Source organism: Pantoea sp. ABR1s (genome assembly GCF_057812235.1).
This window is the reverse complement of the sequence record NZ_CM173823.1, coordinates 840,621-865,379: the sequence shown is the minus strand read 5'-3', so window position 1 is coordinate 865,379 and position 24,759 is coordinate 840,621. Positions and strand designations below refer to the sequence as shown.

Here is a 24,759-nt window from a genome sequence, read left to right as displayed (position 1 = left end):
ATGACAGGCAACGGGCGAAGAGGCAAAGCGTACAACACGGCAGGACGCTATTCACCGCGTCCGGCCGTGTCTGGTGGTGCAGAAAACGCCTGCGCAACCTCCAGCTGCCGGTTGCCTCAGTGCCTGCCTGAATATCAGTGCAGGCGACGGGCGTCAATGATATCAGAGACCTGGTTCAGACGCGCCAGGACACGTCCCAGTACCTGATGGTTGTAGATCTCGATATCCATGTCGATGGTCGCCAGCTGTTTTTTGGTGTCGCTGCGGCTTGAGACGCCCAGGACATTCACTTTCTCGTTGGCGAGAATGGTGGTGATGTCACGCAGTAAGCCGCTGCGATCGTTGGCGGTCACGCGCACCACCAGCGAATAGCCGCTGGAGTAGCTTTCGCCCCACACCGCATCGACGATACGTTCCGGCGCATGCGAAATGAGTTCAGCCAGCTGGTCGCAGTCGGCGCGGTGAATAGAGATGCCGCGCCCCTGGGTGATGAAGCCGACAATATCATCCCCCGGAATCGGCTGGCAGCAGCGGGCAATGTGGTGCATCAGGTTGCCCACGCCTTCCACGACGACGCGTCCGCTCTCTTTGCGTGAAGAGGGAGTGTACGATTTCTGGGTCAGCTGGCGCAGCGCTTCGCGATCTTCCTCTTCGGCGCTCGGCTTGTTCAGCTTCGCCTGCAGGAAGTTAACCATCTGGTTAAGACGGATATCGCCGCCGCCAATCGCCGCCAGCAGCTCTTCAAGCGAGGTGACGTTATAGCGCGGCAGCAGCAGTTTTTCGGCTTCGCGCAGGCTGATATCCAGCTGATTCAGTTCGTTATCCAGAATCTGCCGTCCCGCGATAATATTCTTGTCGCGATCCTGCTTGCGGAACCAGTTGTGGATCTTCGAGCGTCCACGGTTGGTGGTGATGTAGCCCAGATTCGGATTGAGCCAGTCGCGGCTCGGGTTCGGCTGCTTCTGGGTGATCACTTCAACCTGATCGCCCATCTGCAGCTGGTAGGTGAACGGCACGATGCGGCCACCGATTTTCGCGCCGATGCAGCGGTGACCGATGTCGCTGTGAATATGATAGGCAAAGTCGAGCGGCGTCGATCCAGCGGGCAGATCCACCACGTCGCCTTTCGGGGTAAAGACGTAGACCCGGTCATCGAACACCTGGCTGCGGACCTCTTCCAGCAGTTCGCCGGAGTCCGCCATCTCTTCCTGCCAGCTGATGAGCTTACGCAGCCAGGCGATCCGCTCTTCATGACCGGCCGCGCCACGCGCGCTGCTGGAAGTTGGCCCCTCTTTATATTTCCAGTGCGCCGCCACGCCCAGCTCGGCATCTTCATGCATCTGGCGGGTACGGATCTGGATTTCCACCGTTTTGCCCTGCGGCCCTAACACCACCGTATGAATCGACTGGTAGCCGTTGGGTTTGGGGTTAGCGACGTAGTCATCAAACTCGCTGGGCAGATGGCGATAGAGCGTATGCACCGTACCCAGCGCACCGTAGCAATCCTGCAGGCGATCGGCGACGATGCGCACCGCCCGCACGTCAAACAGCTCATCAAAGGCCAGCGATTTTTTCTGCATCTTGCGCCAGATGCTGTAGATATGTTTCGGACGGCCATAGACTTCGGCGCGCACGCCCTCTTTGACCATCTCTTTGCGCAGATTGCTGACGAAGTTTTCGATGTACTGCTCACGGTCAATACGCCGCTCATGCAGTAATTTGGCGATGCGCTTATATTCGTCGGGATGCAGGTAGCGGAAGCAGTAATCTTCCAGCTCCCATTTGAGCTGACCAATACCGAGACGGTTGGCCAGTGGCGCATAGATATTGGTGCTCTCTTTGGCGGCCAGTACCCGCTCATCTTCCGGCGCATCTTTCATTTCGCGCAGGTTCATGATGCGTTCAGCCAGCTTCAGCACTACGCAGCGAAAATCTTCCACCATCGCCAGCAGCATGCGGCGGACGTTATCCACCTGTTCAGAGGCCATGGAGTCGTTGTGGATCGCTTTCAGCTGGCGGATGGCGTCCATATCGCGCACGCCGTGTACCAGCGAAACAATGCCTTTGCCGACGGCGGTTTCCAGCTCCTCTTCACTCACCACTTCATCGTTAGCCAGCGGGAAAATCAGCGCCGCACACAGGCTTTCGATATCCATGCTGAGCATTGAGAGGATTTCAACCATCTCAATACCGCGCCACAGCAGCAGCGACTGATCAGGATGGCCCTGCGTCTGCGCTTCACAGTAGCGCCACGTCTCGGCCACACGTTGACATGATTGCGGGTTGGCAATACCGAGACTGGCGATCCACTGGTCGAGGGCGAAATCCCCCTCAGTATTTAAATGCGCACTTCTGACCGCAACCATAACCTCTCCTGCACAACGACATACATCGCTTATGTTTTTCTGAACAGCACCATGGATTCGAGATGACGGGTATGTGGGAACATATCCAGCATCGCGACCCTTTCCAATTGGTAGCCTGCCGACAGCAATGTCTGGCTGTCGCGGGCGAGTGTGGTGGGATTACACGAAACATAGACCACGCGATCTGGTGCAAGTTTAACCACATGCGCCATTACGCCCGCAGCCCCGGCGCGTGCCGGATCGAGTAATACCTTGTTAAATCCCTGTGCCGCCCACGGCTGGCGCGACACTTCTTCTTCCAGATTATGCTGAAAGAAACTGACATTTTTAAGATTATTCAAATCAGCATTATACGCTGCCTGCCGCACTAATGCTGCAATCCCCTCCACACCAACCACATTATGTACGAAGATTCCTATAGGAAGTGTGAAGTTTCCCATGCCGCAAAACAGATCCAGCACCCGGTCTTCCGGCTGCAGATCGAGCCAGGCAATTGCCTTCGCGACCATCTGCTGATTAACACCATTATTAACCTGAATAAAATCCTGTGGGCTGAAGGTTAGCTTAAGCTGGTGAGATTGATAAAACGGCGTCGACTCATTTAACGCACTCAACTCTTCCTCGCCCGCATCCAGGAACAGCATCAGCTGATGCTTATGCGAAAACTGTTCCAGTTTTTCACGGTCATCCGCATGCAGCGCATCAAGATGGCGCAGAATCATCAGCGGCCCGTTATCTGCCAGCACCAGCTCCACATGCCCGAGACGCCTGACGGCGCGTAAGTCACTGAGACACTGATGCAGTGGAACCAGTAAAGCCTCAAGTTCGGGCACTAAAATGGGGCATTGCTGAATATCGACCAGATCGTTGCTGGCTTCCTGACGGAATCCCATCTGCAACCGCTGCGCCTTATTCTGCCATTGCAGCCCCAGACGGGCACGGCGACGATAGCCCCAGGGCTGACCGGCGATCACCTCATCCACCGCCACGTCTTGTGCGGCGGCCAGGCGCAGCATCCGGCTCAGCGCCTGGGCTTTGCTCTGCTGTTGCAGCGCCACATCGGCATGCTGCTGCTGGCAGCCGCCGCAGCGTTCATAATGTGGGCAGCGCGGCGTGACGCGCGCCGGACTGCGGCTAATCAGTCGTGTCACTTTCGCCCGGGCAAATTGACGTTTATCCTCTGTCAGCATGACCTCCGCCTGTTCCCCAGGCAGGGCACCGGCGACAAAAAGGGTTTTGCCCTTGTGACGCGCCACCCCTTGTCCGAACGGATCAAGCGCCTCAATGGTGACGGTGATCCGTTGTTGCGTCGTCACGCGCTGTTTTGCAACGTAAAATTGCGCCATAGTGTTATTAATTCTCTTTATCGAAAACGACCTGCATTGTTTTTGTCGACAGCATGCACAGGGACGTTAATGCCGGAGTAGCCAGGCGACTATTATGACCAAATACAGCCTGCGGGCGCGAATGATGATTTTAATTCTGGCACCCACGCTGATGGTTGGCCTGCTGCTCAGCTCATTTTTTGTGGTGCACCGCTACAATGAACTGCAGCGCCAGGTTATCGATGCCGGAGCCAATATCATTGAACCGCTGGCGATCTCCAGCGAATACAGCATGACCTGGCACAATCGTGACGCCATGCGTGAACTGGTCAGCCTGCTGCACCGCCGCCATTCGGGCATCGTCCGGGCGATCTCGGTGTTTGATAATCACAACCAGCTCTACGTCACCTCCAATCACAAGCAGAACCTCAGCCTGCTGCAACAGGATGATATCCGCGCCCTGCCCGACGATGTCTCAATGGAGCGTCACGGCAACGTATTGATTCTGCGCACACCGATCACCACCGAGCGTTACGATGTGGATGAATTGCCTGACGAAGATGCCAAGCCGTCGGGCAATCCGCTGGGCTACGTGGCGATAGAGCTGGATCTGCAGTCGGTGCGCCTGCAGCAGTACAAAGAGGTGTTTGTCGCCACGCTGATGCTGCTCTTCTGCCTCTGCCTGGCCATGCTGTTTGCCTATCGTCTGATGCGCGATGTCACCGGCCCGATCCGCAATATGGTCACCACCGTTGACCGCATCCGTCGCGGCCAGCTCGACAGCCGCGTTGAGGGATACATGCTGGGTGAGCTCAGCATTCTGAAAAACGGGATTAATGCGATGGCGATGTCGCTGACCGCCTATCACGAAGAGATGCAGCACAATATCGATCAGGCGACCTACGATCTGCGAGAGACGCTGGAACAGCTGGAGATTCAGAACGTTGAGCTGGATCTGGCGAAGAAACGCGCCCAGGAAGCGGCGCGTATCAAATCTGAGTTTCTGGCCAATATGTCGCATGAGCTGCGGACGCCGCTTAATGGCGTGCTGGGCTTTACCCGGCAGATGCTGAAAACCCAGCTGCGCACCACCCAGCGCGACTATATGCAGACCATTGAACGTTCAGCCAATAACCTGCTCAGTATTATCAATGACGTGCTCGATTTCTCGAAGCTGGAAGCGGGCAAACTGATGCTGGAGGCGATCCCCTTCCCGCTGCGTGCCACACTGGATGAAACGCTGGTGCTGCTGGCCCCGTCGGCGCATGACAAAGGGCTGGAGCTGACGGTGGTGTGTGACAGCAGCGTGCCGGACAACGTGATTGGCGATGCGCTGCGCCTGCAACAGATTCTGATTAACCTGATCGGTAACGCCATCAAGTTTACCGAGAAAGGGTATATCGGCCTGCGTGTCGGACAGCGGGTGATTACGCAGTCGCGCGTCGAGCTGGAGATTCAGGTTGAAGATAGCGGCATCGGCATCTCTGAGCAGCAACAGACACAGCTTTTCCAGGCGTTCCGTCAGGCTGACGCCAGCATTTCGCGCCGTCATGGCGGCACCGGGCTGGGGCTGGTGATCACCCAGAAACTGGTGCGGGAGATGGGCGGCGAAATCACCTTCAGCAGCCAGCCGGACAAGGGCTCCACCTTTGTGATTCGCGTGCAGCTGGATCTCAATCCCAATGCGCCCGGCATGCCACGCGTGCTGGATGCGCTGTCACATGCGCGCATTGCCTATGTTGAAGCGGATGCTAACGTTGCCAGCGCAGCACTGGAGATGTTAAGCGCCACACCATTGCAGATCGATTACAGCGAAACGCTGGAGGGATTAAAAGCGTCTCACTATCCGCTGCTGCTGATGGCGATGCCGGTCGACATCAGCCAGCCTGAGCTGCTCAATGAACGCATGATTAATGCGCTGCTGGATCGGGCCGACAACGTGCTGATGGCGCTCCCCAGCCCGATGATGTTGCTGGCAGATGAGCTGAAGGTACGCGGCATCGACGGTTGCATCGCTAAACCTATCTCCCTGACGCGACTCCTGCCGATGTTACTGGATCTGCATACCCGTCAGATCAGTGAACTGCCGCTTTCACCCCGGCTGCCGCTGACGGTGATGGCGGTGGATGATAATCCCGCCAACCTCAAGCTGATTGGCGCGCTGCTGGAGGAGCAGGTGCAGAACATCCTGCTGTGCAGCAGCGCCGAACACGCCATCCGCGAAGCACGTCAGCAGTCGCTGGATGTGATTCTGATGGATATTCAGATGCCAGACATCGATGGCATTCGCGCCAGCGAAATTATCCGCAGCATGCCGCATCATGCCAGTACACCGATTGTGGCGGTCACCGCCCATGCGATTGATGGCGAGCGTGAACAATTGATCAAGGCGGGCATGAATGACTATCTTGCCAAACCGATTGATGAGAGCAAGTTAAGACAGTTGCTGGCGCGCTATACGCCACCACCGGTGGTCACCGTGCCGGAACTGCTGCCAATATTACCCACGCTAGACTGGCAACTGGCGCTGCGACAGGCGGCGAACAAAGCCGATCTGGCACGCGATCTGCTGCGAATGCTGCTGGAATTTTTACCGGAAGTGCATGCGAAGATGGCGCAGTTTATGTCGACCAATGAGGTCAACGCCCTGCGTGAGATTATTCACAAGCTGCACGGCAGTGCCAGCTACAGCGGCGTGCCGCGCATGAAGCAACTCTGCCATCAGCTGGAAAGAGAGCTGCTGGAGGCCAGCGATATCGCTGCGCTGGAGCCGGAACTGCTGGAGCTGCAGGATGAGATGGAGAACGTCGCCCGAGAAGCCCGCCAGCTGTTAGGGATTGGATAAGGCTATTGGTTAGTTAAACCCGGCCGATGTGGAGTGGCCGGGTAATGCTGGTGGTTAGTTAAACCCGGCCAGCTTTAACGTGGCTGCCACATTACGCGCCGTCATCTCAACATTCTTTCCGGCGCTGGCGAGTGCCTCATCCAGCGTACAGATGCTGTAGAGCACGCTGAATACCGCATCGATCCCGTGCTGATGCACCACGCCGACATCGGCCGTCAGGCTTCCGGCGATGCCAATCACCGGCTTATTAAAGCGCTTTGCCACGCTGGCGACGCCGATCGGCACCTTGCCATTAATACTCTGGCTGTCGATACGCCCTTCACCGGTAATTACCAGGTCAGCATCTTTTACCTCTTCAGCCAGCCCCAGCGCTTCAGTAACAATCTCAATGCCGCGTCGCAGCTCCGCCTGACAGAAGGCGTGCAGCGCCGCCCCCATACCGCCCGCTGCGCCGCCGCCCGGAATATGCAGCACATCAATATCGAGATCGCGGTGAATAATCGCGGCGTAATGGGCCAGCGCCTGATCGAGCTGCTGCACCAGCGCCGGTGTCGCCCCTTTCTGCGGGCCGAAAATGGCCGATGCACCCTCTTTGCCCGTCAGCGGATTGGTGACGTCACAGGCCACTTCAATGCGGCACTGATGAATGCGGGCGTCCAGCGCGTCAATATCGATGCTGGCAAGATCGGCGAGTGCACCGCCACCGTGACCGATCTCGCAGCCCTGGTCGTCCAGCAGCCGGGCGCCCAGCGCCTGCATCATGCCGGCTCCGCCATCATTGGTGGCGCTGCCGCCGATACCAATGATGATGTGGCCGACCCCCTTATCCAGCGCATGTCTGATCAACTCGCCGGTGCCAAATGAGGTCGTTATCAGCGGGTCACGCTGCGATGCAGGCACCCGCTCCAGTCCACTGGCCGCTGCCATTTCGATATAGGCGGTGGACTCATCGCCGGACAGGCCATAGAAGGCGTCAACCTCTGTTCCCAGCGGCCCCGTCACCTTCAGCCTGACGATTTTTCCCTTCGTCGCCGCCACCATCGCTTCTACCGTTCCTTCACCGCCGTCGGCGACCGGTATTTTCACGTAATGCGCATCGGGAAAGATGTCACGGAAACCCGCTTCAATCGCCGATGCCACATCCAGGGCGGATAAACTCTCTTTATATGAATCCGGTGCGATTACGATTTTCATAGGCAATCCGAGCGCAGTTGAGTAATTGAAACGGCTCTGAACCAGTCCGGTTTCCGCAGAGACCGACACCGGGTTTTAGCGGGCGATTTCAACCTTCGCTAACTTCTCATAATAGCAGGCCAGCGCGCTGTGGTCGGCGCTACCCTGTCCGTCGTTACGCAGCGCCTGCATCATCTCCATCACCGCCGCCGTTAGCGGCAGATGCGCGCCGATGCTGTGCGAGGTATCCAGCGCGTTCGCCAGATCTTTGATATGCAGGTCAATGCGGAAGCCGGGTTTGAAGTTGCGATCCATCACCATGGGCGCTTTGGCATCCAGTACCGTACTGCCGGCCAGGCCGCCACGAATCGCCTGATAGACCAGATCCGGATTCACACCCGCTTTGGTCGCCAGTGATAACGCCTCGGACATCGCCGCAATATTCAGCGCCACAATCACCTGGTTGGCCAGCTTAGTCACGTTACCCGCACCGATGTCGCCGGTATGCACCACCGATCCCGCCATCGATTTCATGATGTCGTAGCAGGTATCGAACACCGCTTTATCACCGCCGACCATCACAGAGAGCGTGCCTTCAATCGCTTTAGGTTCACCGCCACTGACCGGCGCATCCAGCATTTTGATCCCTTTTTCTGCCAGCGCATCGTGGACTTCACGGCTCGCCAGCGGCGCAATGGAGCTCATGTCGATGACCACCAGGCCTGGCTTCGCCCCTTCGATAATGCCATTTTTACCCAGGCAGACTTCGATGACCTGCGGCGAGTTGGGCACCATGGTAATCACCACATCGCACTGCTCAGCCACCTCTTTTGGCGATTTCGCCACGGTCGCGCCCAGTTCAGTCAGTTCCGCTTCGTTGTCAGCGTTATGATCGCGCACCACCAGCGAATAACCGGCTTTCACCAGATTTTTACTCATTGGTTTGCCCATAATACCCAGGCCGATAAATCCAATTTTCATTGCGTTTCCCCTTGATTGATTAGCGCTTAAATTTGTCGCATAACGCCTGAGAGGCGTTGCGGAACATACCGACATCGCTGCCGACGGCGACAAAAGTGGCGCCCCACTCCAGATAACGACGCGCGTCCGCTTCCACCGGTGCCAGAATGCCGCTCGGCTTACCGGCGGCTTTGGCGCGTTCAAAAATGTGTTTAATCACTTTCAGCACTTCAGGATGCGCAGGCTGACCGAGATAGCCCAGCGCAGCAGAGAGATCGCCCGGCCCGACAAAAATACCGTCAACACCGTCCACCGCCGCGATGGCGTCAATGTTGTCGACCGCCTGCTGGGTTTCGATCTGCACCAGCACCGTGATGTTGTCATTGATGGTGTTGTTGTAATCCGGCAGGGTGCCGTACATGTTGCTGCGGTGCGAAACCGAGACACCGCGAATGCCGGCTGGCGGATAGCGGGTTGAGGCGACGGCACGCACTGCTTCCTCTTCGGTTTCGACAAATGGCACCAGGAAGTTGTTAAACCCGATATCCAGCAGACGCTTAATAATCACCGGCTCGTTGCAGGGCGGACGCACCACGGGCGCACTGTGGCTGCCTTTAAGCGCCATCAGCTGCGGCACAAACGTGGTGATATCGTTGGGCGCGTGTTCGCCATCCAGGACCAGCCAGTCAAAACCGGCCAGCCCTAAAATCTCGGTAGAGATCGGGCTGGCAAGCGCACACCAGCTGCCGATCAGGGTTTCACCCGCTAATAAACGACGACGAAATCCATTTGGCCAGGCTGCATTACTCATGGTTAAACTCCTGTGACGATGGCTCCCCGTGGGGAGCCGAAAAGGTTAACGTACCAGGCAGGGACGTTTGTTGTCGTAGGTCCATCCCGGCACTAAAAATTGCATCGCTTCGGCATCGTCACGCGCGCCCAGCCCCTGCTTCTGATAGAGCGCGTTGGCCTGCATCACCTGATCCATATCCAGCTCGACGCCGAGACCGGGCTTCTGCGGTACCTGCACCATGCCGCCTTTGATCTGGAATGGCTCTTTGGTCAGGCGCTGATTGCCCTCCTGCCAGATCCAGTGGGTATCAATGGCGGTGATCGCGCCCGGCGCGGCAGCGGCGACGTGGGTGAACATCGCCAGCGAAATGTCGAAGTGGTTATTGGAGTGCGAGCCCCATGTCAGGCCGAAGTCGTGACACATCTGTGCTACCCGCACCGAACCCTGCATGGTCCAGAAGTGCGGATCCGCCAGCGGAATGTCCACCGACTGCAGCGACAGGGTATGGCCCATCTGACGCCAGTCGGTGGCGATCATATTGGTGGCGGTTGGCATGCCGGTGGCGCGGCGGAACTCCGCCATCACTTCACGGCCGGAGTAGCCCTGCTCTGCGCCACAGGGATCTTCTGCGTAGGCGAGCACATCTTTGAGCTGTTTGCCGAGCATGATCGCCTCGTTGAGCGACCAGGCCCCGTTGGGATCAAGGGTGATACGGGCTTCAGGAAAACGCTTAGCCAGCGCAGTAACCGCTTCGGCCTCTTCGCCGCCGCGCAGTACGCCGCCTTTGAGTTTGAAATCGTTGAAACCATATTTCTCATACGCCGCTTCCGCCAGCCGCACCACCGTCTCCGGGGTTAGTGCTTCTTCGTGGCGCAGGCGATACCAGTCGCAGGGATCGCTCTCCTGGCTCTGGTAAGAGAGGGACGTTTTGCGGCGGTCGCCGATGTAGAAGAGGTAGCCGAGCATCTCAACGCGGTCGCGCTGCTGTCCGTCGCCCAGCAGCGAGGCCACATTAACCTCCAGATGCTGACCCAGCAGGTCGAGCAGCGCCGCTTCAATGCCCGTCACCACATGAATAGTGGTGCGCAGATCGAAGGTCTGGGTGCCGCGCCCGCTGGCATCGCGGTCGGCGAAGGTGCTGCGCACCAGGCTGAGAATGTTTTTGTATTCGCCCACGGTTTTGCCAATCACCAGCGACGCCGCATCTTCCAGCGTCTGGCGGATTTTTTCGCCGCCCGGGATTTCGCCGACGCCGGTGTGTCCGGCGTTATCTTTGATAATCACAATGTTGCGGGTAAAGAATGGCGAGTGAGCGCCGCTGAGGTTCAGCAGCATGCTGTCGTAGCCTGCGACCGGAATAACCTGCATGGCGGTGACTTTCGGTGTTGAACTCATCTCCTGCTCCTTATGCTGTTGCACGGCCAAATGCCGGGCGTTTGCGATCAAATGTCCAGCCGGGGACCAGATATTGCATCGCCGTAGCGTCGTTACGCGCACCGGCGGGCAGTGACTGATAAAGCTGATTGGCTTTGTTTACCTGCTCCCAGTCGAGCTCAATGCCCAGACCCGGCGCATCCGGTACGGCAATTTTCCCGTTGCGGATTTGCAGCGGATTTTTCGTCAGGCGCTGATCGCCCTCCTGCCAGATCCAGTGGGTATCAATCGCGGTAGGATTGCCTGGCGCCGCTGCACCCACATGGGTGAACATCGCCAGCGAAATATCGAAGTGGTTATTGGAGTGGCAGCCCCAGGTGAGGCCCCACTCATCGCAGAGCTGCGCGACCCGCACGGCACCGCTCAGCGTCCAGAAGTGAGGATCCGCCAGCGGAATATCGACCGCATTGAGCATCACCGCGTGATTCATCTCGCGCCAGTTGGTGGCGATCATATTGGTGGCCACCGGTAAGCCGGTTGCGCGCCGGAACTCGGCCATCACTTCACGTCCCGAATAGCCCTGCTCCGCGCCGCACGGATCTTCGGCGTAGCTCAGCACATCCTGCATCCCTTTACACAGCGCTATCGCCTCGTCCAGCAGCCAGGCGCCATTCGGGTCGACCGTAATGCGGGCGTCGGGAAAGCGCTGCTTCAGCGCCGCCGCGGTGGCAATCTCCTGCTCGCCCGGCAACACGCCGCCTTTGAGCTTAAAATCTTTGAAGCCATATTTATCCGCAGCCGCCTCAGCCAGCCGAACCACGGCATCGCTGGTCAGCGCTTCCTGATGACGCAGGTGATACCAGTCGTGGCTGGCCTGCTCACCACTCAGATAGGGCAGATCGGTCTTGCGGCGGTCACCGAGATAGAACAGATAGCCCAGCACCGTCACTTCATCACGCTGTTTACCTGGCCCCAGCAGTTCAGCCACCGGTACGCCCAGACACTGTCCCAGCAGATCGAGCAGCGCCGCTTCCAGCGCCGCTACCGCGTTGACCCGCAACTCAAAAGTCCAGGCACCGTTGCCGAAGGTGGTGAAGTCAGCCGACTGATTGCCTTTGTGCACCTGCTGCACCAGACGGTTCATTCGCGCAATCTGCTGGCCTTTCACCTGCGGAATCGCTTCTACCAGCGTCTGATAGATGGTGTCGCCGCCGGGGGCTTCACCGACGCCGGTGTGACCGGCGCTGTCGGTGAGAACCACAATATTGCGGGTAAAACAGGCGTTGTGCGCACCGCCAATATTGAGCAGCATGCTGTCATAGCCGGCGACCGGGATAACCTGCATCTCAGTAATCACCGGCGAACTTTGCGTATTCATAATGCATCCTTACCGGGCCAGGTTTTCAGTTCGACACGTTTGATATCGCCCGCGATCACCAGGAAGCTGAATGCGGCGACAAAGGCATGAATACCGACATAGATCAGCGCGCCTTCAAAGGAGCCGCTGGTGGCGATGATGTAACCGATGGCGATAGGCGTCACGATGCCAGAGAAGTTACCGAACATGTTGAACAGACCGCCGCTCAGGCCACTGATCTCTTTCGGTGCGGTATCTGCCATCACCGCCCAGCCCAGCGCACCGATGCCTTTACCAAAGAACGCCAGTGCCATGAAGAACACCACCACCCATTCGGTATCGGTGTAGTTACACATCACCATCGAAATAGAGAGCAGCATGCCGAGCACGATCGGCGTTTTACGCGCGATATTCAGCGAGCCGGTTTTACGCATCAGCCAGTCGGAGATCACCCCGCCCAGTACGCCGCCGAGGAAGCCGCACACCGCCGGAATCGAGGCAATAAAGCCCGCTTTGAGAATCGACATGCCGCGCGCCTGTACCAGATAGACCGGGAACCAGGTGATAAAAAAGTAGGTTAAGGCGTTAACGCAGTACTGACCGAGGTAGATACCCAGCATCATGCGTGACGTCAGCAGCTGTTTGATCTGGAACCACTTCTCGCTCCAGCTCACTTTGCGGCTATCCTTTTTGACATCCATGTTGATCAGCGCACCGCCCTGCTCCATGTACTCCAGTTCGGCTTTATTCACGCCAGGGTGATCGGTGGGATCGTGGATCACTTTCAGCCAGATGAAACTGAGGATGATGCCCAGGCCGCCCATGAACCAGAACACGTGCGCCCAGCCCACGGAAGAGACCAGCCAGCCCATGATGGGCGCGAAGATGACGGTGGCGAAGTATTGGGCCGAGTTGAAGATCGCCACGGCCGTGCCGCGCTCCTGCGCCGGAAACCATGCCGCGACAATGCGGCTGTTGCCAGGGAAAGAGGGCGCTTCGGCCAGTCCCACCAGGAAGCGCAGAATAAACAGCGACATGATAATGCCGAAGCCGCTGAACAGATCGACGAACCCTTGCAAAAAGGTAAAGAGCGACCAGGTAAATATGCTCCAGAAATAGACGCGTTTTGAGCCGAAGCGGTCAAGCAGCCAGCCGCCCGGAATCTGACCAATAACATACGCCCATGAGAAGGCTGAGAAGATATAGCCGAGTCCGACCGAATCGAGGCCAATATCTTTTGACATCGCCGAACCGGCAATCGAAATCGTTGCGCGGTCACCGTAGTTGAATGAGGTGACGATAAATAACATCACCACAATCCAGTAACGGGCATTGGTGCGTTTCTGCACCGTTTCCGCGGTCTGGCTGAAACTATTCATGATGCACTCCTGAAATATAGCGTGAGCTACATTCGCTCTGACTGCATACACATCGCGTTGGGTATCAGAGAGAAGTTGGGTTAAACACGGCGATCTTTTTGTTTTGGCAAACTTTATTTATCCATCCGGTGTCTGGCAGCCGCGGCGGTTAATAACTCCAGGCAACCTCTTTCGGATGAATAATACGTCGTGACAGATAACCTGACTTTGGCTAACGGAACTCAGTATAAGAACAGCCTGTGGCGATCACATTGGCGCATCGCCCTGGAATAATCGCCTTATTGAAGTGATTGTCTGGCGAATGCACAAAAGCCTGCGGTATAGCTCACGAAAGTGGCAAATACCCGTGCAAAATCCGCCCCGGATAACGCTTTGCCCCGCTGTTTGTGAGGGTCTTCACTTGCTTTTGGATAATCGACCCAAAACAGCGAGGTGAATTGCCTTAATGGTGGTCATTTGCACAATGCGCGACCCGCCCCGCCTCCCTATACTGAAGCTGGCAAACAAGGGCGTGACAGGTCAGATCATTACAACGTGCCGCACAAGTACGGTACGACAGACAGGAAGGTGAGCGATGAACCCAAAAACAGATGAACAACCGCTCTATATCAAAGTCCATGAGCACGACAATGTGGCGATTGTGGTTAACAGCCTCGGTCTGCCAGCCGGTACGCAGTTTGCGGATGGTCTGACCCTCACAGAGCATGTGCCGCAGGGCCACAAAGTGGCGCTGAGCGCGATTAATCAGGGTGCAGAGATCGTGCGTTATGGCGAAGTCATTGGCTATGCATTGCGGGATATTGCCCAGGGCAGCTGGATTGACGAGTCACTGGTCGCGCTGCCGGAAGCCCCTCCGCTGGAGAGTCTGCCGCTAGCCACCCAGGTTCCGCCTGATTTGCCGCCGCTGGAGGGCTATACCTTTGAAGGTTACCGCAATGCGGATGGCAGCGTAGGCACGCGTAACCTGCTCGGCATCACCACCAGCGTCCACTGCGTGGCCGGTGTGGTGGATCATGTCGTACAGATCATTGAACGGGAGTTACTGCCGCGCTATCCGAACGTGGATGGTGTGGTTGCCCTGAACCACCTTTATGGCTGTGGGGTGGCGATCAACGCACCCGCGGCGGTCGTGCCGATTCGCACCATTCATAACCTGGCGCTGAATGCGAATTTCGGCGGCGAAGTGATGATCGTCAGCCTCGGCTGTGAAAAGTTACAGCCAGAGCGTCTGCTGACTGGCACCCCCGACGTGCAGGCGATTTCGCTGGACGACCATGACATCGTGCGTCTGCAGGATGAAAAGCTGGTGGGCTTTGGCGCGATGGTCAATGAGATTCTGCAGGTGGCGGAGCGTCATCTCCAGCGGCTGAATCAGCGCCAGCGCGAAACCTGCTCTGCAGCAGAACTGATTGTCGGCATGCAGTGTGGTGGCAGCGATGCGTTTTCGGGCGTGACGGCAAATCCTGCAGTGGGCTTTGCCTCTGATCTGCTGGTGCGTTGCGGTGCCACCGTGATGTTCTCCGAAGTCACGGAAGTGCGTGATGCGATTCACCTGCTGACGCCGCGGGTGATTAATCAGGAAGTCGGTAAGCGCTTACTGGAGGAGATGGCCTGGTATGATAATTACCTCGACCAGGGCCAGACCGATCGCAGCGCTAACCCGTCGCCGGGCAATAAGAAAGGCGGGCTGGCGAACGTGGTGGAAAAAGCGCTTGGCTCGATCGCAAAATCGGGACGCAGCGCCATTGTTGAAGTGCTCTCGCCCGGCCAGCGGCCCACGCGACGCGGATTGATCTACGCGGCCACGCCCGCCAGCGATTTTGTCTGCGGTACGCAGCAGCTGGCATCCGGTATCACCCTGCAGGTGTTTACTACTGGTCGCGGTACGCCTTACGGTCTGGCCGCAATTCCGGTGATCAAGATGGCGACGCGTAATGCGCTGGCAGAGCGCTGGCACGATCTGATGGACATCAATGCCGGGACGATTGCTACCGGTGAAGAGAGTATTGAGCAGGTGGGCTGGCGACTGTTTGAATTGATTCTGGATATCGCCAGTGGCAGGAAGCAGACCTGGTCCGATCGCTGGGGCATTCGTAATCAGCTGGCGGTGTTTAACCCGGCGCCTGTCACCTGACAGTGCACTCAACGGACATCGCCGTGCGCAACACAGGCTTATCTCTGTTAAGGCAGAGATAAGCCTGGCCTTGCAATCAGAGCTGCGCGCCCCAGGCTTCAACCCACGGCGAGGTAACCGCCTCCGGTTCCGGATTTTCAGTGGCATCAACCAGTAAAACCTCACCAACCCGCTGAGCGCCCTGCTCCTGCAGCAGCGCGTCAAAGGTTTTACCCGCGCCACAGAAATGGTCATAGCTGCTGTCACCCAGCGCGATCACGCCATAGCGCAGCGCGGGCTGATGACCGAGCTGATCTTTAATCGCATGGAACAGACCTGAAATCGTGTCGGGAAAATCGCCATGCCCGGTAGTAGAAGTGACAATTAACGCCACGTCGCTGGCATAGTTTTGCCAGTCAGCCAGCGTCGGATCGTCAAATACCGTTACGCTGTGCCCCTGCTGCTGCAGAATGGGCTCTGCTTCTTCCGCGACCAGTAGCGCATTGCCATATACCGTACCTACAAAAATGCCAATCTTTGCCATCTGCTTTCTCCCTTATTCTGAAACGTTATCCTGTCCTGGCGCTGCATCAAACTCAACCCGCGGCACCTCAGGAATGCGATCCTGCCAGCCAAACTGGTTCATCAGATTCTGCCAGACGCCATCCAGTCCGGCGCGAAGCAACAACGGTTCACCGGTCACCGGATGAGTTAATGCCAGGCTGCTGGCGTGCAGCATCAGGCGGTTAGCGCCAAAATGTTCGGCAGCACCCCGGTTCTGACGCAGATCGCCGTGCGCCGAATCGCCAATAATCGGATGACGCAGGTGTGACATATGACGACGCAGCTGATGCTTGCGACCGGTTTTAGGAGCCAGTTCAACCAGGCTATAACGCGAAGTGGGATAACGGCCAATGCCGACCGGCATCTCGACCGTTGCCAGTGACTGATATTCGGTGACCGCGGGCTGTGCGGTGCGCGCTTCCGTGGCGTGTTTATCGGCAATCTTATCCAGCTCTTCCACCAGCGGATAATCGAGCGTCCCGCTGCTCTCCAGCCAGCCGCGAACCACAGCGTGGTAGGTTTTCTGCATCTGGTGCTGTTCAAACTGCAGGGAAAGCAGACGTCCGACTTCACTGGAGAGCCCCATCAGCAGTACCCCTGACGTGGGCTTGTCGAGACGATGCGCCGTAAACACATGCTGTCCAATCTGATCACGAACGGTCTGCATCACAAACACCGTTTCATGGCGATCCAGCCAGCTGCGATGAACCAGCCAGCCGCTGGGCTTGTTGACGGCAACCAGCCACTCATCCTGATAGAGTATCTCCAGCATCAGTGGGCAGCATCCGTGATTAACGCATCAAGTTGACGCAGGGTCAGCAACAGCGGCGCAATACCCGGCTGGTCAGGCACCAGAGCCACCTCATAATAGGGGGCCACGGCAAAATTTTGTGGTAACGGATGTCGGGCCGCAATCAGGGCATGCATCCGGGGGACTAACACCCACTGGAGCCACTGCAGCGGCTCCAGCGTATCCAGGCAAAAGGGTTCGCGGCTCTCGAGCGCGCCCTCGGCCGGCGGGGTACTCTGCCAGAGATGATGCTCACGCATCACCGCTTCCAGTTGTTCCAGCCGTTGCGTAATCAATTGTTCATGCGCCATGCGCCACCTCCGCGAGCAGTCAAAAATGGGCGGCAAGCATATCACTTGTTGGCACAGGCACAAAAAAAGGGAGCACTGTATAAACAGTGCTCCCGGTTCGTTTGCAGCCATCCCGCCACGTTAATGCTCCCTGCTCTTCCATGACAACTTGTCCAGTGCGAACTCCTGTCGCGCATCGTCCTGATGTATCCTTAGCATCCTGGCCCACCACCTCTTCTGAGGGGGTTCTCATTCTCCATCCTGGAGGTGTCCCTTGCTCAATCCTGAGCGATCCTGTTTCATCCTGAAACCTTCCGTGTGCCGTAAGCTCCGTTACGTTCCTGCCTCATGGCTTATCATCATCCTGACGATATCTTTTTCCTGAGCCTCCTGCAGTGCGAAACATTTTGACAGAACTCGTTACGCGCACAAGGTACTCACAGCAGAACTTTACGAAATGTGCGGCGTAAATTCAGATAAACGCCATTAAGTTGATGATTCACAATATTTTTACATCTCAGCCTTCCGGAAGTCTCACCTGTTATATAGCGATCTCTCACAGCACATGTAAGAGATGTCTCACAAGGTCAGGGGCAAATCACTGCAACTCAGATGATAACCGGTTGTAATGACTTAAGAAATATCTCAAGCGTTTCCGCTAATTTCACACGCTGTTTACCGCCGGGCTGCTCCAGAATCACTTCGCCGCTGAGATTAGAAAGCGAGATGATCTCCTGTTCTGACTCGGTGGTGGCGATAAACAGCGTAGGCGACTGTTTAAGGCGGCGCTGCATCACCAGATGCCCGATCAGATTCTCCTGTAAACGCAGGAAATCATCCTCACTCCAGACCTGTAAGAGTGTCAGCTGATTCTCACCAAAACTGGCCTGCATATCGCCGGCAAACTGCGTGGTATAGAAAGCCGTGATCTGCGGCTGGAGCTGGATGTCGATCGCCCGCTCAACTGCATCCAGCGTCTGTGGCAGAGTAAAAGGCTGCGGCTGCCAGACGACCCGCTGATCGCGATCCTCCAGGGCACAGGGCGAAGGTACACCAAAGAGATCGCTGCTGGCCGGCGCATGCCCGGCCTGCTGAAGCCAGTGCTGGCAGTACCGGGTGGTAAAGTCGCGCAACGCGGCGGCAGTTTGCTGCATCATTCATATTCTCACTTCTGATGGGTTACACTTAGCCACTTTGATTAATTTTGGTGGTAACCGCAATGACTACTCACGAACAGGATCAGGCACTCAGCAACCTGACGCTGGGCAAACCCACAGCCTATCACGATCATTATGACAACAGCTTACTGCAGGCGGTGCCGCGCAGCCTGAATCGTGAACCCCTTGGCCTGTTTCCCGATAGTCTGCCCTTTACCGGCAGTGATATCTGGACCCTGTATGAACTCTCGTGGCTCAACAGCAAAGGTCTGCCACAGGTTGCCGTTGGCGAAGTGGTGCTCGATGCGCAGAGCCGCAACCTTATCGAGTCAAAAAGCTTCAAGCTCTACCTTAACAGTTTCAACCAGACCCGCTTTGCCGACTGGGGTGAGGTTCGTCAGACGCTGGAGCGGGACCTGAGTGCCTGTGCTGAAGGTGAAGCGCGGGTCGCGCTGTTCCGTCTCAATGAAGTGGAAGGTCAGCCCATCGGCCATTTTGAGGGAGTTTGTATTGATGAGCAGGATATCGCCATAGAGGATTACCGCTTCAATGCTGACTATCTGGCCGATGCTGCGGGCAGCGAAATCGTTGAAGAGACGCTGGTCAGCCACCTGCTCAAGTCAAACTGTCTGATTACCAATCAGCCCGACTGGGGCTCCGTGATGATTCGTTATAAAGGCCCGCGTATCAACCGTGAAGCGCTGCTGCGCTATCTGGTCTCATTCCGCCAGCACAACGAATTTCACGAGCAGTGTGTCGAACGCATTTTTAATGATGTGATGCGTTTCTGCCATCCGGAAGCGCTGACGGTGTATGCACGCTACACCCGTCGTGGCGGACTGGATATCAATCCATGGCGCACTAATGTGCCCTTCTCGCCCGGTTTTTCGCGACTGGTTCGTCAGTAGTTTGCGAGACTTCTCGCAGGCTGCATGCACTAAGCGCAGTTCCGCTTGAGCTGTGCGGGCCGACAAGGCTACTCTGGTGATGGCGGCTACCTGCGGGTGGCCGACCAGGGATTTTCGTCACTGCCGTTGCAGTGCCAACACGCACCCAGGCGGGTGTAAAGGAGTTCATTTGATTACCCATATCAGCCCTCTTGGCTCGATGGATCTGCTTTCACAGCTGGAAGTCGATATGCTCAAGCGCACAGCCAGCAGCGACCTCTACCAGCTGTTTCGCAACTGCTCTCTTGCCGTGCTTAACTCCGGCAGCCAGACTGACAGCAGCCAGGAGCTGCTCTCCCGCTTTGAAAATTTCGACATCAATGTGTTGCGCCGTGAGCGCGGCGTCAAACTGGAGCTGATCAATCCACCGGAAGAGGCGTTTGTGGATGGCCGCATCATCCGTTCACTGCAGGCTAACCTGTTTGCGGTGCTGCGTGACATCCTGTTTGTCAGCGGCCAGCTCAACATGCCGGGTCGGTTCACTGCGGCTGAAGAAAATGACTCCGCCACTATCACCAACACCGTGTTTTCCATTCTGCGTAACGCGCGGGCGCTGCACATCGGCGAGTATCCCAACACCGTGGTCTGCTGGGGCGGTCACTCGATCAACGCCGTTGAGTACCAGTATTGCCGCAATGTCGGAACTCAGCTTGGACTGCGTGAACTGAACATCTGTACCGGCTGCGGGCCGGGCGTGATGGAAGCGCCAATGAAAGGGGCCGCCGTAGGCCATGCTCAGCAGCGCTATCGTGACAGCCGCTTTATCGGCCTGACCGAACCCTCCATCATTGCGGCAGAACCGCCGAATCCGCTGGTGAATGAGTTGATCATCATGCCGGACATCGAAAAACGTCTGGAAGCTTTTGTGCGCATCGCCCATGGCATTATCATTTTCCCGGGCGGCGTAGGGACCGCAGAAGAGTTGCTCTATCTGCTGGGCATCCTGATGAATCCGCAGAACAGCGATCAGGTATTACCGCTGATCCTGACCGGGCCGGAAGAGAGCGCCGACTACTTCCGCGTGCTGGATGATTTCATCGTTAACACCCTGGGCGAACAGGCGCGTAAGCATTATCAGATCATCATCAACGATGCAGCCGAAGTGGCGCGTCTGATGAAGAAAGCGATGCCGCAGGTAAAAGAGAATCGTCGCGAAACCGGCGATGCTTACAGCTTTAACTGGTCGATTCGCATCGAACCCGATCTGCAGGTGCCGTTCCTGCCAACCCATGAAAATATGGCGAATCTCAATCTCTACACCAATCAGCCACCCGAAAAGCTGGCTGCTGACCTGCGCCGCGCCTTCTCAGGTATCGTAGCCGGTAACGTCAAAGAGATGGGCATCCGTGAAATCCGCGAGAAGGGACGCTACAAACTCCATGGCGACCCCGACATCATGCACCGCATGGATGAGCTGCTTCAGGGATTCGTTGCACAGCAACGCATGAAACTGCCAGGCACCGCCTACATTCCCTGCTACGAAATTATCAAATAAACCAGGAGGCAGCCCCCGGGCTGCCCATACTCTCATGGCTCTTCATCTTGTTATTGTTGACGCGTTGAATCTGATTCGCCGTCTGCATGCGGTACAGGGCTCCCCCTGTGTCGAAGGCTGCGTGGCTGCGCTGCGCCAGATACTGGGTCACGCCCATCCGACTCATGCGGTGGCGGTATTTGATGGCGAAGCGCGTCATCAGGGCTGGCGTCATCAGCTGCTACCCGATTACAAAAGCGGTCGCCCGCCGATGCCAGACGATTTACAGGCAGAGATGCCGGCGTTACAGGAGGCCTTTCGCGCCGCAGGCGTAAACTGCTGGATAGCGGGCGAGGATGAGGCGGACGATTTAGCGGCGACGCTGGCGGTGAAAATGGCTCAGGCCGGACATCAGGCCACCATTGTTTCAACCGACAAAGGCTACTGTCAGCTGCTGGCACCCGAGATCCGCATCCGCGACTACTTCCAGAAACGCTGGCTTGATCTGCCTTTTATCGAGGCTGAATTTGGTGTGGCGCCCCAGCGGTTACCCGACTACTGGGGATTGTGCGGCATCAGCAGCAGTAAAATTCCGGGCATCACCGGCATCGGTCCGAAAAGCGCGAAACAGCTACTAACAGAGTTTCACACGCTTGAAGGGATCTATCAGCAACTGGATCAGGTGCCAGCCAGATGGCGGGAGAAGCTCGCTGAGGGTCAGCAGATGGCAGAGATCAGCCGTCAGGTCGCAACCCTGAAGCGGGATCTGGTGCTGCAGGGCAATCTGAATACGCTGCGTTATACCGGCTGAGTGCCCCTGCACTCAGCCCTGCGATTAACGTTCGTCGCGACGACCACCGGCAGCCGCCCAGATTCGGCGCACATGTACGGTCACCTCTTCGCGGTCATGGTAAAGCTGACGAGCGCGAATCTGCACGTTAATACCATTATCATCGAATCGTTCCTGCATCATGGCCAGATTCTGCGTCACCTCTTCATAGCGCTTTTTCATGGGCAACTTAAGGTTGAAGATCGCTTCACGGCACCAGCCGTTGACCAGCCAGTCGGTCATCAGGTTAGCCACACGCACCGGCTTCTCCACCATGTCACACACCAGCCAGCTGATGTTGGTGCGTGGCGGACGGAATTTAAAGCCATCCGCTTTCTCGTGCATCACCTGGCCCGTATCCATCAGGCTCGGTGCCATCGGTCCGTTGTCCACCGCATACACCATCATGCTGCGCTGAACCAGCTGATAGGTCCAGCCGCCCGGACAGGCACCGAGATCCACGGCGTACATGCCGCTGGCTAAACGCTCATCCCACTCATCCGCAGGGATAAAGACGTGAAACGCCTCCTCCAGCTTAAGGGTGGAACGGCTTGGCGCATCGGAGGGGAACTTAAGGCGTGGAATACCCATGTAAAACGGCGAGCTGTTTTCCCGGATGGAGTAGCCGACGTAACAGGTGCCCGGTGCGATGAAAAACACATGCACGACCGGGCGCTTCGGGCTCTCATAATTCAACAGGATCTTGCTTTCACGCAGTGCCGAGCGCAGCGGCACGGTGAACTTGCGGCAGAACTTAGTCAGCTCTTTGGCTTCGTTGGTGTCTGGCACTTCAACACGCAGTTCGCCGCCCTTTTCCACTACGCCGGTCAGCATGCCGACAATCGGGGTAATGCGATCTTCCTGCGGCAGGTCACGCAGCATTTCGCCGACGACCAGCATCTGACGGGCAAAAATCAGCTCGTCAAACGGCAACTCACGTGCCAGCCGCTCGGCATCTTCAAACTGATAGCACTCGAACAGCACGTAGCCAGAGTCATCTTTAACCCGTGGAAAGCCGTAGATTTCACGTTCAGCCGCTTTGGCGCTGATTTCCGCCGCACACTCTTTTTCAAAACCGGGGCGACAATAGAGTAAAACTTTATTCATGGCGTTCTGCCTTTCGTTTAAGACGCAGCGCGCCAATCAACATCAATACCCAACCGGCGAGGAAACAGACCCCGCCCACGGGTGTGATAAAAACCCAAAACTTCAGATGTGACAGCGCCAGACAATAGAGGCTGCCACTAAACAGCACGGTGCCGAGCGCCATCAGCGCACTGCTCCAGTAAAACCAGATATTGGCGCGGCGTAACATCGCAGCACCCAGCCCCATCACCGCTAAGGTGTGATAAGCCTGATATTCCAGCCCGGTATGAATCCAGGCCATTTCAGCCGCACCAAGCGACTGACTTAAAACGTGGGCACCAAATGCGCCAAAAGCCACCAGCAGAAATCCGCTGATAGCCGAAAAAACAAACATGGCACGACTGGACATTAACCGATCCTCAGAGTCCTTTTGCATCTGAATGCAAATAAATCAATACGTTATTGTTGATAGCGAAAGCGGAATTTTTCTTGTTCGGTTGCAGCTTTTTCCAGGATCCACTGTCGGAAGGCGGCTATTTTACCCAGTTCTGCCTGACTGTCATGACAAACCAGATAAAAAGCGTTTTTACTGACTAATACATCATTAAACGGGCAGATTAATCGCCCCGCTTCTATTTCGCTCTGCGCCATGACGTTATTCGCCAGCGCCACGCCCTGACCATGAATCGCCGCCTGCAATACCATGGCGCTGTGGCTGAAGATTGGCCCCTGCTGCACATTGATATGCTGCAGGCCCAGTTGCCGGATATAAGATTGCCAGTCCCGGCGGGAGGCATCATGCAGCAGAGTAAAACGCGACAGATCCATCGGTGTTTTTAGCGGATTATCCCCGGTCATCAGCGACGGTGAACAGACAGGCAGCAGATATTCGGCGTAGAGTTTTTCAACCCGCAGGCCGGGCCAGTTACCCCGACCGTAAAAAATCGCCACGTCGACATCGTCGGCCAGTTTCTCTTCGTCGCGGTCAACCGCCTGGATACGCACGTCGATTCCCGGATAAGCCATATTAAAGCTGGAGAGGCGGGGAACCAGCCACTGAATGGCAAAGCTCGGCAGTAAACTAACGGTCAGCGCACCCTTGGCACTGCGCGCCTGCAGTTTGCGGGTCGCTTCGTTGATTGCCGAGAAAATCTCTTTGATATCGAGATAGTAGCTTTGTCCTTCTTCGGTCAGTAATAGCGAACGATTCCTCCGGCGAAATAGCTTTAACCCCAGAAAATCTTCCAGAGATTTAATCTGATGGCTTACAGCAGCCTGGGTGACAAACAGCTCTTCTGCGGCTTTGGTAAAGCTTAAATGGCGTGCAGCTGCATCAAAAACACGCAGTGCGTTGAGAGGAGGAAGGCGTTTCGACATGGTTTTCCGTATCCGGATCGGCAAAAAATACGCTGGCTTATACAAAGCGTTTACGTATTAGAATTTTTAATCCGAGGCATTATAATTTGTCCGTTGAGGAACCTCCAGCAAATACCTATAGTTGCCGCACTTCCTGAGCCGGAACGAAAAGTTTTTAGATTTGTGAGTGAGTTCGCAGATTTTCTGAAAGCTTTTGGCCTGTGGTCGTGATGTTGTGTTTGCAATTTTTGATCCGACGATTGCGGATCGAACTCTTAATTCCTGTAGATTTACCCTGTCTGTCCATAGTGATTTTTAAATAGCACCGCAAATTGCGGTGCTTTTTTTTTGCTGCTTAGTTGCCAGACTCTACCATCTCTTTGACATCAGAGCGGTTGATTTGCTGCTCGTTGCCATTCGCATCTTTATAGCTGATCATGCCGGTATCGTTATCGACTTTAGGCTTGCCGGCAGCCACAATGGTGCGACCATCATTGGTATGCATCACGTAATTGCTTGAACAGGCGCTCAGGGTAAAAGCCAGGGTACACACGGCCAGTACTGCGGTTAATTTTTTCATC

The 24,759-nt window shown here is 56.5% G+C and carries 21 protein-coding genes; 5 read left to right on the top strand and 16 right to left on the bottom strand.

Going from position 1 to position 24,759, the window contains the following annotated elements:
* Positions 1-134: 134 nt before the first annotated feature.
* Positions 135-2,366: a GTP diphosphokinase gene (relA, locus tag ACXKZD_RS04100; RefSeq protein WP_010248576.1), complete on the bottom strand. Its 2,232-nt coding sequence runs from the start codon at positions 2,364-2,366 to the stop codon at positions 135-137.
* A 29-nt stretch (positions 2,367-2,395) separates the two neighbouring features.
* A complete protein-coding gene (rlmD, locus tag ACXKZD_RS04095; protein ID WP_488981885.1) occupies positions 2,396-3,712 on the bottom strand; it encodes a 23S rRNA (uracil(1939)-C(5))-methyltransferase RlmD in 1,317 nt (438 codons plus the stop codon).
* 94 nt (positions 3,713-3,806) lie between these two features.
* Here rlmD and barA point away from each other — a divergent pair, with 94 nt between their 5' ends.
* On the top strand, positions 3,807-6,536 hold the full coding sequence (gene barA / locus ACXKZD_RS04090; RefSeq protein ID WP_010248580.1) for a two-component sensor histidine kinase BarA: 2,730 nt from the start codon (positions 3,807-3,809) through the stop codon (positions 6,534-6,536).
* A gap of 54 nt (positions 6,537-6,590) precedes the next feature.
* Here barA and ACXKZD_RS04085 read toward each other — a convergent pair whose 3' ends face one another.
* The 6 genes from ACXKZD_RS04085 to ACXKZD_RS04060 all read right to left on the bottom strand — a co-directional run bounded on the left by ACXKZD_RS04085 (position 6,591) and on the right by ACXKZD_RS04060 (position 13,572).
* Positions 6,591-7,730: a glycerate kinase gene (locus ACXKZD_RS04085; RefSeq protein ID WP_031291930.1), complete on the bottom strand. Its 1,140-nt coding sequence runs from the start codon at positions 7,728-7,730 to the stop codon at positions 6,591-6,593.
* 75 nt (positions 7,731-7,805) lie between these two features.
* Positions 7,806-8,690, bottom strand: coding sequence for a 2-hydroxy-3-oxopropionate reductase (gene garR, locus ACXKZD_RS04080; protein ID WP_010248583.1), 885 nt, complete (start codon positions 8,688-8,690; stop codon positions 7,806-7,808).
* Between the two features lie 19 nt (positions 8,691-8,709).
* Entirely contained in the window at positions 8,710-9,480 is a 771-nt protein-coding gene (gene garL / locus ACXKZD_RS04075) for a 2-dehydro-3-deoxyglucarate aldolase (RefSeq protein ID WP_443485318.1), read from the bottom strand.
* A 45-nt stretch (positions 9,481-9,525) separates the two neighbouring features.
* Positions 9,526-10,857, bottom strand: coding sequence for a glucarate dehydratase (gudD, locus tag ACXKZD_RS04070; protein ID WP_010248587.1), 1,332 nt, complete (start codon positions 10,855-10,857; stop codon positions 9,526-9,528).
* A gap of 10 nt (positions 10,858-10,867) precedes the next feature.
* Complete coding sequence (locus ACXKZD_RS04065; protein ID WP_010248589.1) at positions 10,868-12,214, bottom strand: enolase C-terminal domain-like protein; 1,347 nt, start codon at positions 12,212-12,214, stop codon at positions 10,868-10,870.
* Positions 12,211-13,572 carry an MFS transporter gene (locus tag ACXKZD_RS04060; RefSeq protein WP_010248591.1) on the bottom strand — a complete coding sequence of 454 codons (1,362 nt, stop codon included), beginning with the start codon at positions 13,570-13,572 and terminating at the stop codon, positions 12,211-12,213. Before ACXKZD_RS04060 ends, ACXKZD_RS04065 begins: the two co-directional genes overlap by 4 nt.
* Positions 13,573-14,146: 574 nt before the next feature.
* On the opposite strand from ACXKZD_RS04060, the gene garD reads away from it, so the two are divergent.
* Positions 14,147-15,706 carry a galactarate dehydratase gene (gene garD, locus ACXKZD_RS04055; RefSeq protein ID WP_033769943.1) on the top strand — a complete coding sequence of 520 codons (1,560 nt, stop codon included), beginning with the start codon at positions 14,147-14,149 and terminating at the stop codon, positions 15,704-15,706.
* 76 nt (positions 15,707-15,782) lie between these two features.
* Here the strand turns inward: garD and ACXKZD_RS04050 are convergent, their stop codons facing one another.
* The 4 genes from ACXKZD_RS04050 to syd all read right to left on the bottom strand — a co-directional run bounded on the left by ACXKZD_RS04050 (position 15,783) and on the right by syd (position 18,486).
* On the bottom strand, positions 15,783-16,229 hold the full coding sequence (locus ACXKZD_RS04050; RefSeq protein WP_010248594.1) for a flavodoxin: 447 nt from the start codon (positions 16,227-16,229) through the stop codon (positions 15,783-15,785).
* Positions 16,230-16,241: 12 nt separating this feature from the next.
* Entirely contained in the window at positions 16,242-17,021 is a 780-nt protein-coding gene (gene truC / locus ACXKZD_RS04045; protein WP_010248597.1) for a tRNA pseudouridine(65) synthase TruC, read from the bottom strand.
* Positions 17,021-17,350: a YqcC family protein gene (locus ACXKZD_RS04040; protein ID WP_010248600.1), complete on the bottom strand. Its 330-nt coding sequence runs from the start codon at positions 17,348-17,350 to the stop codon at positions 17,021-17,023. Before ACXKZD_RS04040 ends, truC begins: the two co-directional genes overlap by 1 nt.
* Positions 17,351-17,937: 587 nt before the next feature.
* Positions 17,938-18,486 (bottom strand): SecY-interacting protein, encoded by a 549-nt coding sequence (gene syd / locus ACXKZD_RS04035; RefSeq protein ID WP_010672142.1) that lies wholly within the window; start codon positions 18,484-18,486, stop codon positions 17,938-17,940.
* Between the two features lie 62 nt (positions 18,487-18,548).
* On the opposite strand from syd, the gene queF reads away from it, so the two are divergent.
* From queF to xni, 3 genes are all read left to right on the top strand, one after another.
* On the top strand, positions 18,549-19,394 hold the full coding sequence (gene queF / locus ACXKZD_RS04030) for an NADPH-dependent 7-cyano-7-deazaguanine reductase QueF (protein WP_157353627.1): 846 nt from the start codon (positions 18,549-18,551) through the stop codon (positions 19,392-19,394).
* 169 nt (positions 19,395-19,563) lie between these two features.
* Positions 19,564-20,928: a nucleotide 5'-monophosphate nucleosidase PpnN gene (gene ppnN / locus ACXKZD_RS04025; RefSeq protein WP_010672144.1), complete on the top strand. Its 1,365-nt coding sequence runs from the start codon at positions 19,564-19,566 to the stop codon at positions 20,926-20,928.
* A gap of 34 nt (positions 20,929-20,962) precedes the next feature.
* A complete protein-coding gene (xni, locus tag ACXKZD_RS04020; RefSeq protein ID WP_187496092.1) occupies positions 20,963-21,718 on the top strand; it encodes a flap endonuclease Xni in 756 nt (251 codons plus the stop codon).
* A 24-nt stretch (positions 21,719-21,742) separates the two neighbouring features.
* Here xni and rlmM read toward each other — a convergent pair whose 3' ends face one another.
* The 4 genes from rlmM to ACXKZD_RS04000 all read right to left on the bottom strand — a co-directional run bounded on the left by rlmM (position 21,743) and on the right by ACXKZD_RS04000 (position 24,758).
* Complete coding sequence (rlmM, locus tag ACXKZD_RS04015; RefSeq protein WP_010248609.1) at positions 21,743-22,843, bottom strand: 23S rRNA (cytidine(2498)-2'-O)-methyltransferase RlmM; 1,101 nt, start codon at positions 22,841-22,843, stop codon at positions 21,743-21,745.
* On the bottom strand, positions 22,836-23,231 hold the full coding sequence (locus ACXKZD_RS04010) for a DUF423 domain-containing protein (protein WP_010248611.1): 396 nt from the start codon (positions 23,229-23,231) through the stop codon (positions 22,836-22,838). The genes rlmM and ACXKZD_RS04010 overlap by 8 nt, the downstream gene beginning before the upstream one ends.
* Positions 23,232-23,281: 50 nt before the next feature.
* Positions 23,282-24,199, bottom strand: a complete 918-nt coding sequence (locus ACXKZD_RS04005) for a transcriptional regulator GcvA (protein ID WP_003854641.1) — start codon at positions 24,197-24,199, stop codon at positions 23,282-23,284.
* Positions 24,200-24,533: 334 nt separating this feature from the next.
* Positions 24,534-24,758 (bottom strand): YgdI/YgdR family lipoprotein, encoded by a 225-nt coding sequence (locus tag ACXKZD_RS04000; protein ID WP_010248613.1) that lies wholly within the window; start codon positions 24,756-24,758, stop codon positions 24,534-24,536.
* Position 24,759 lies beyond the last annotated feature (1 nt).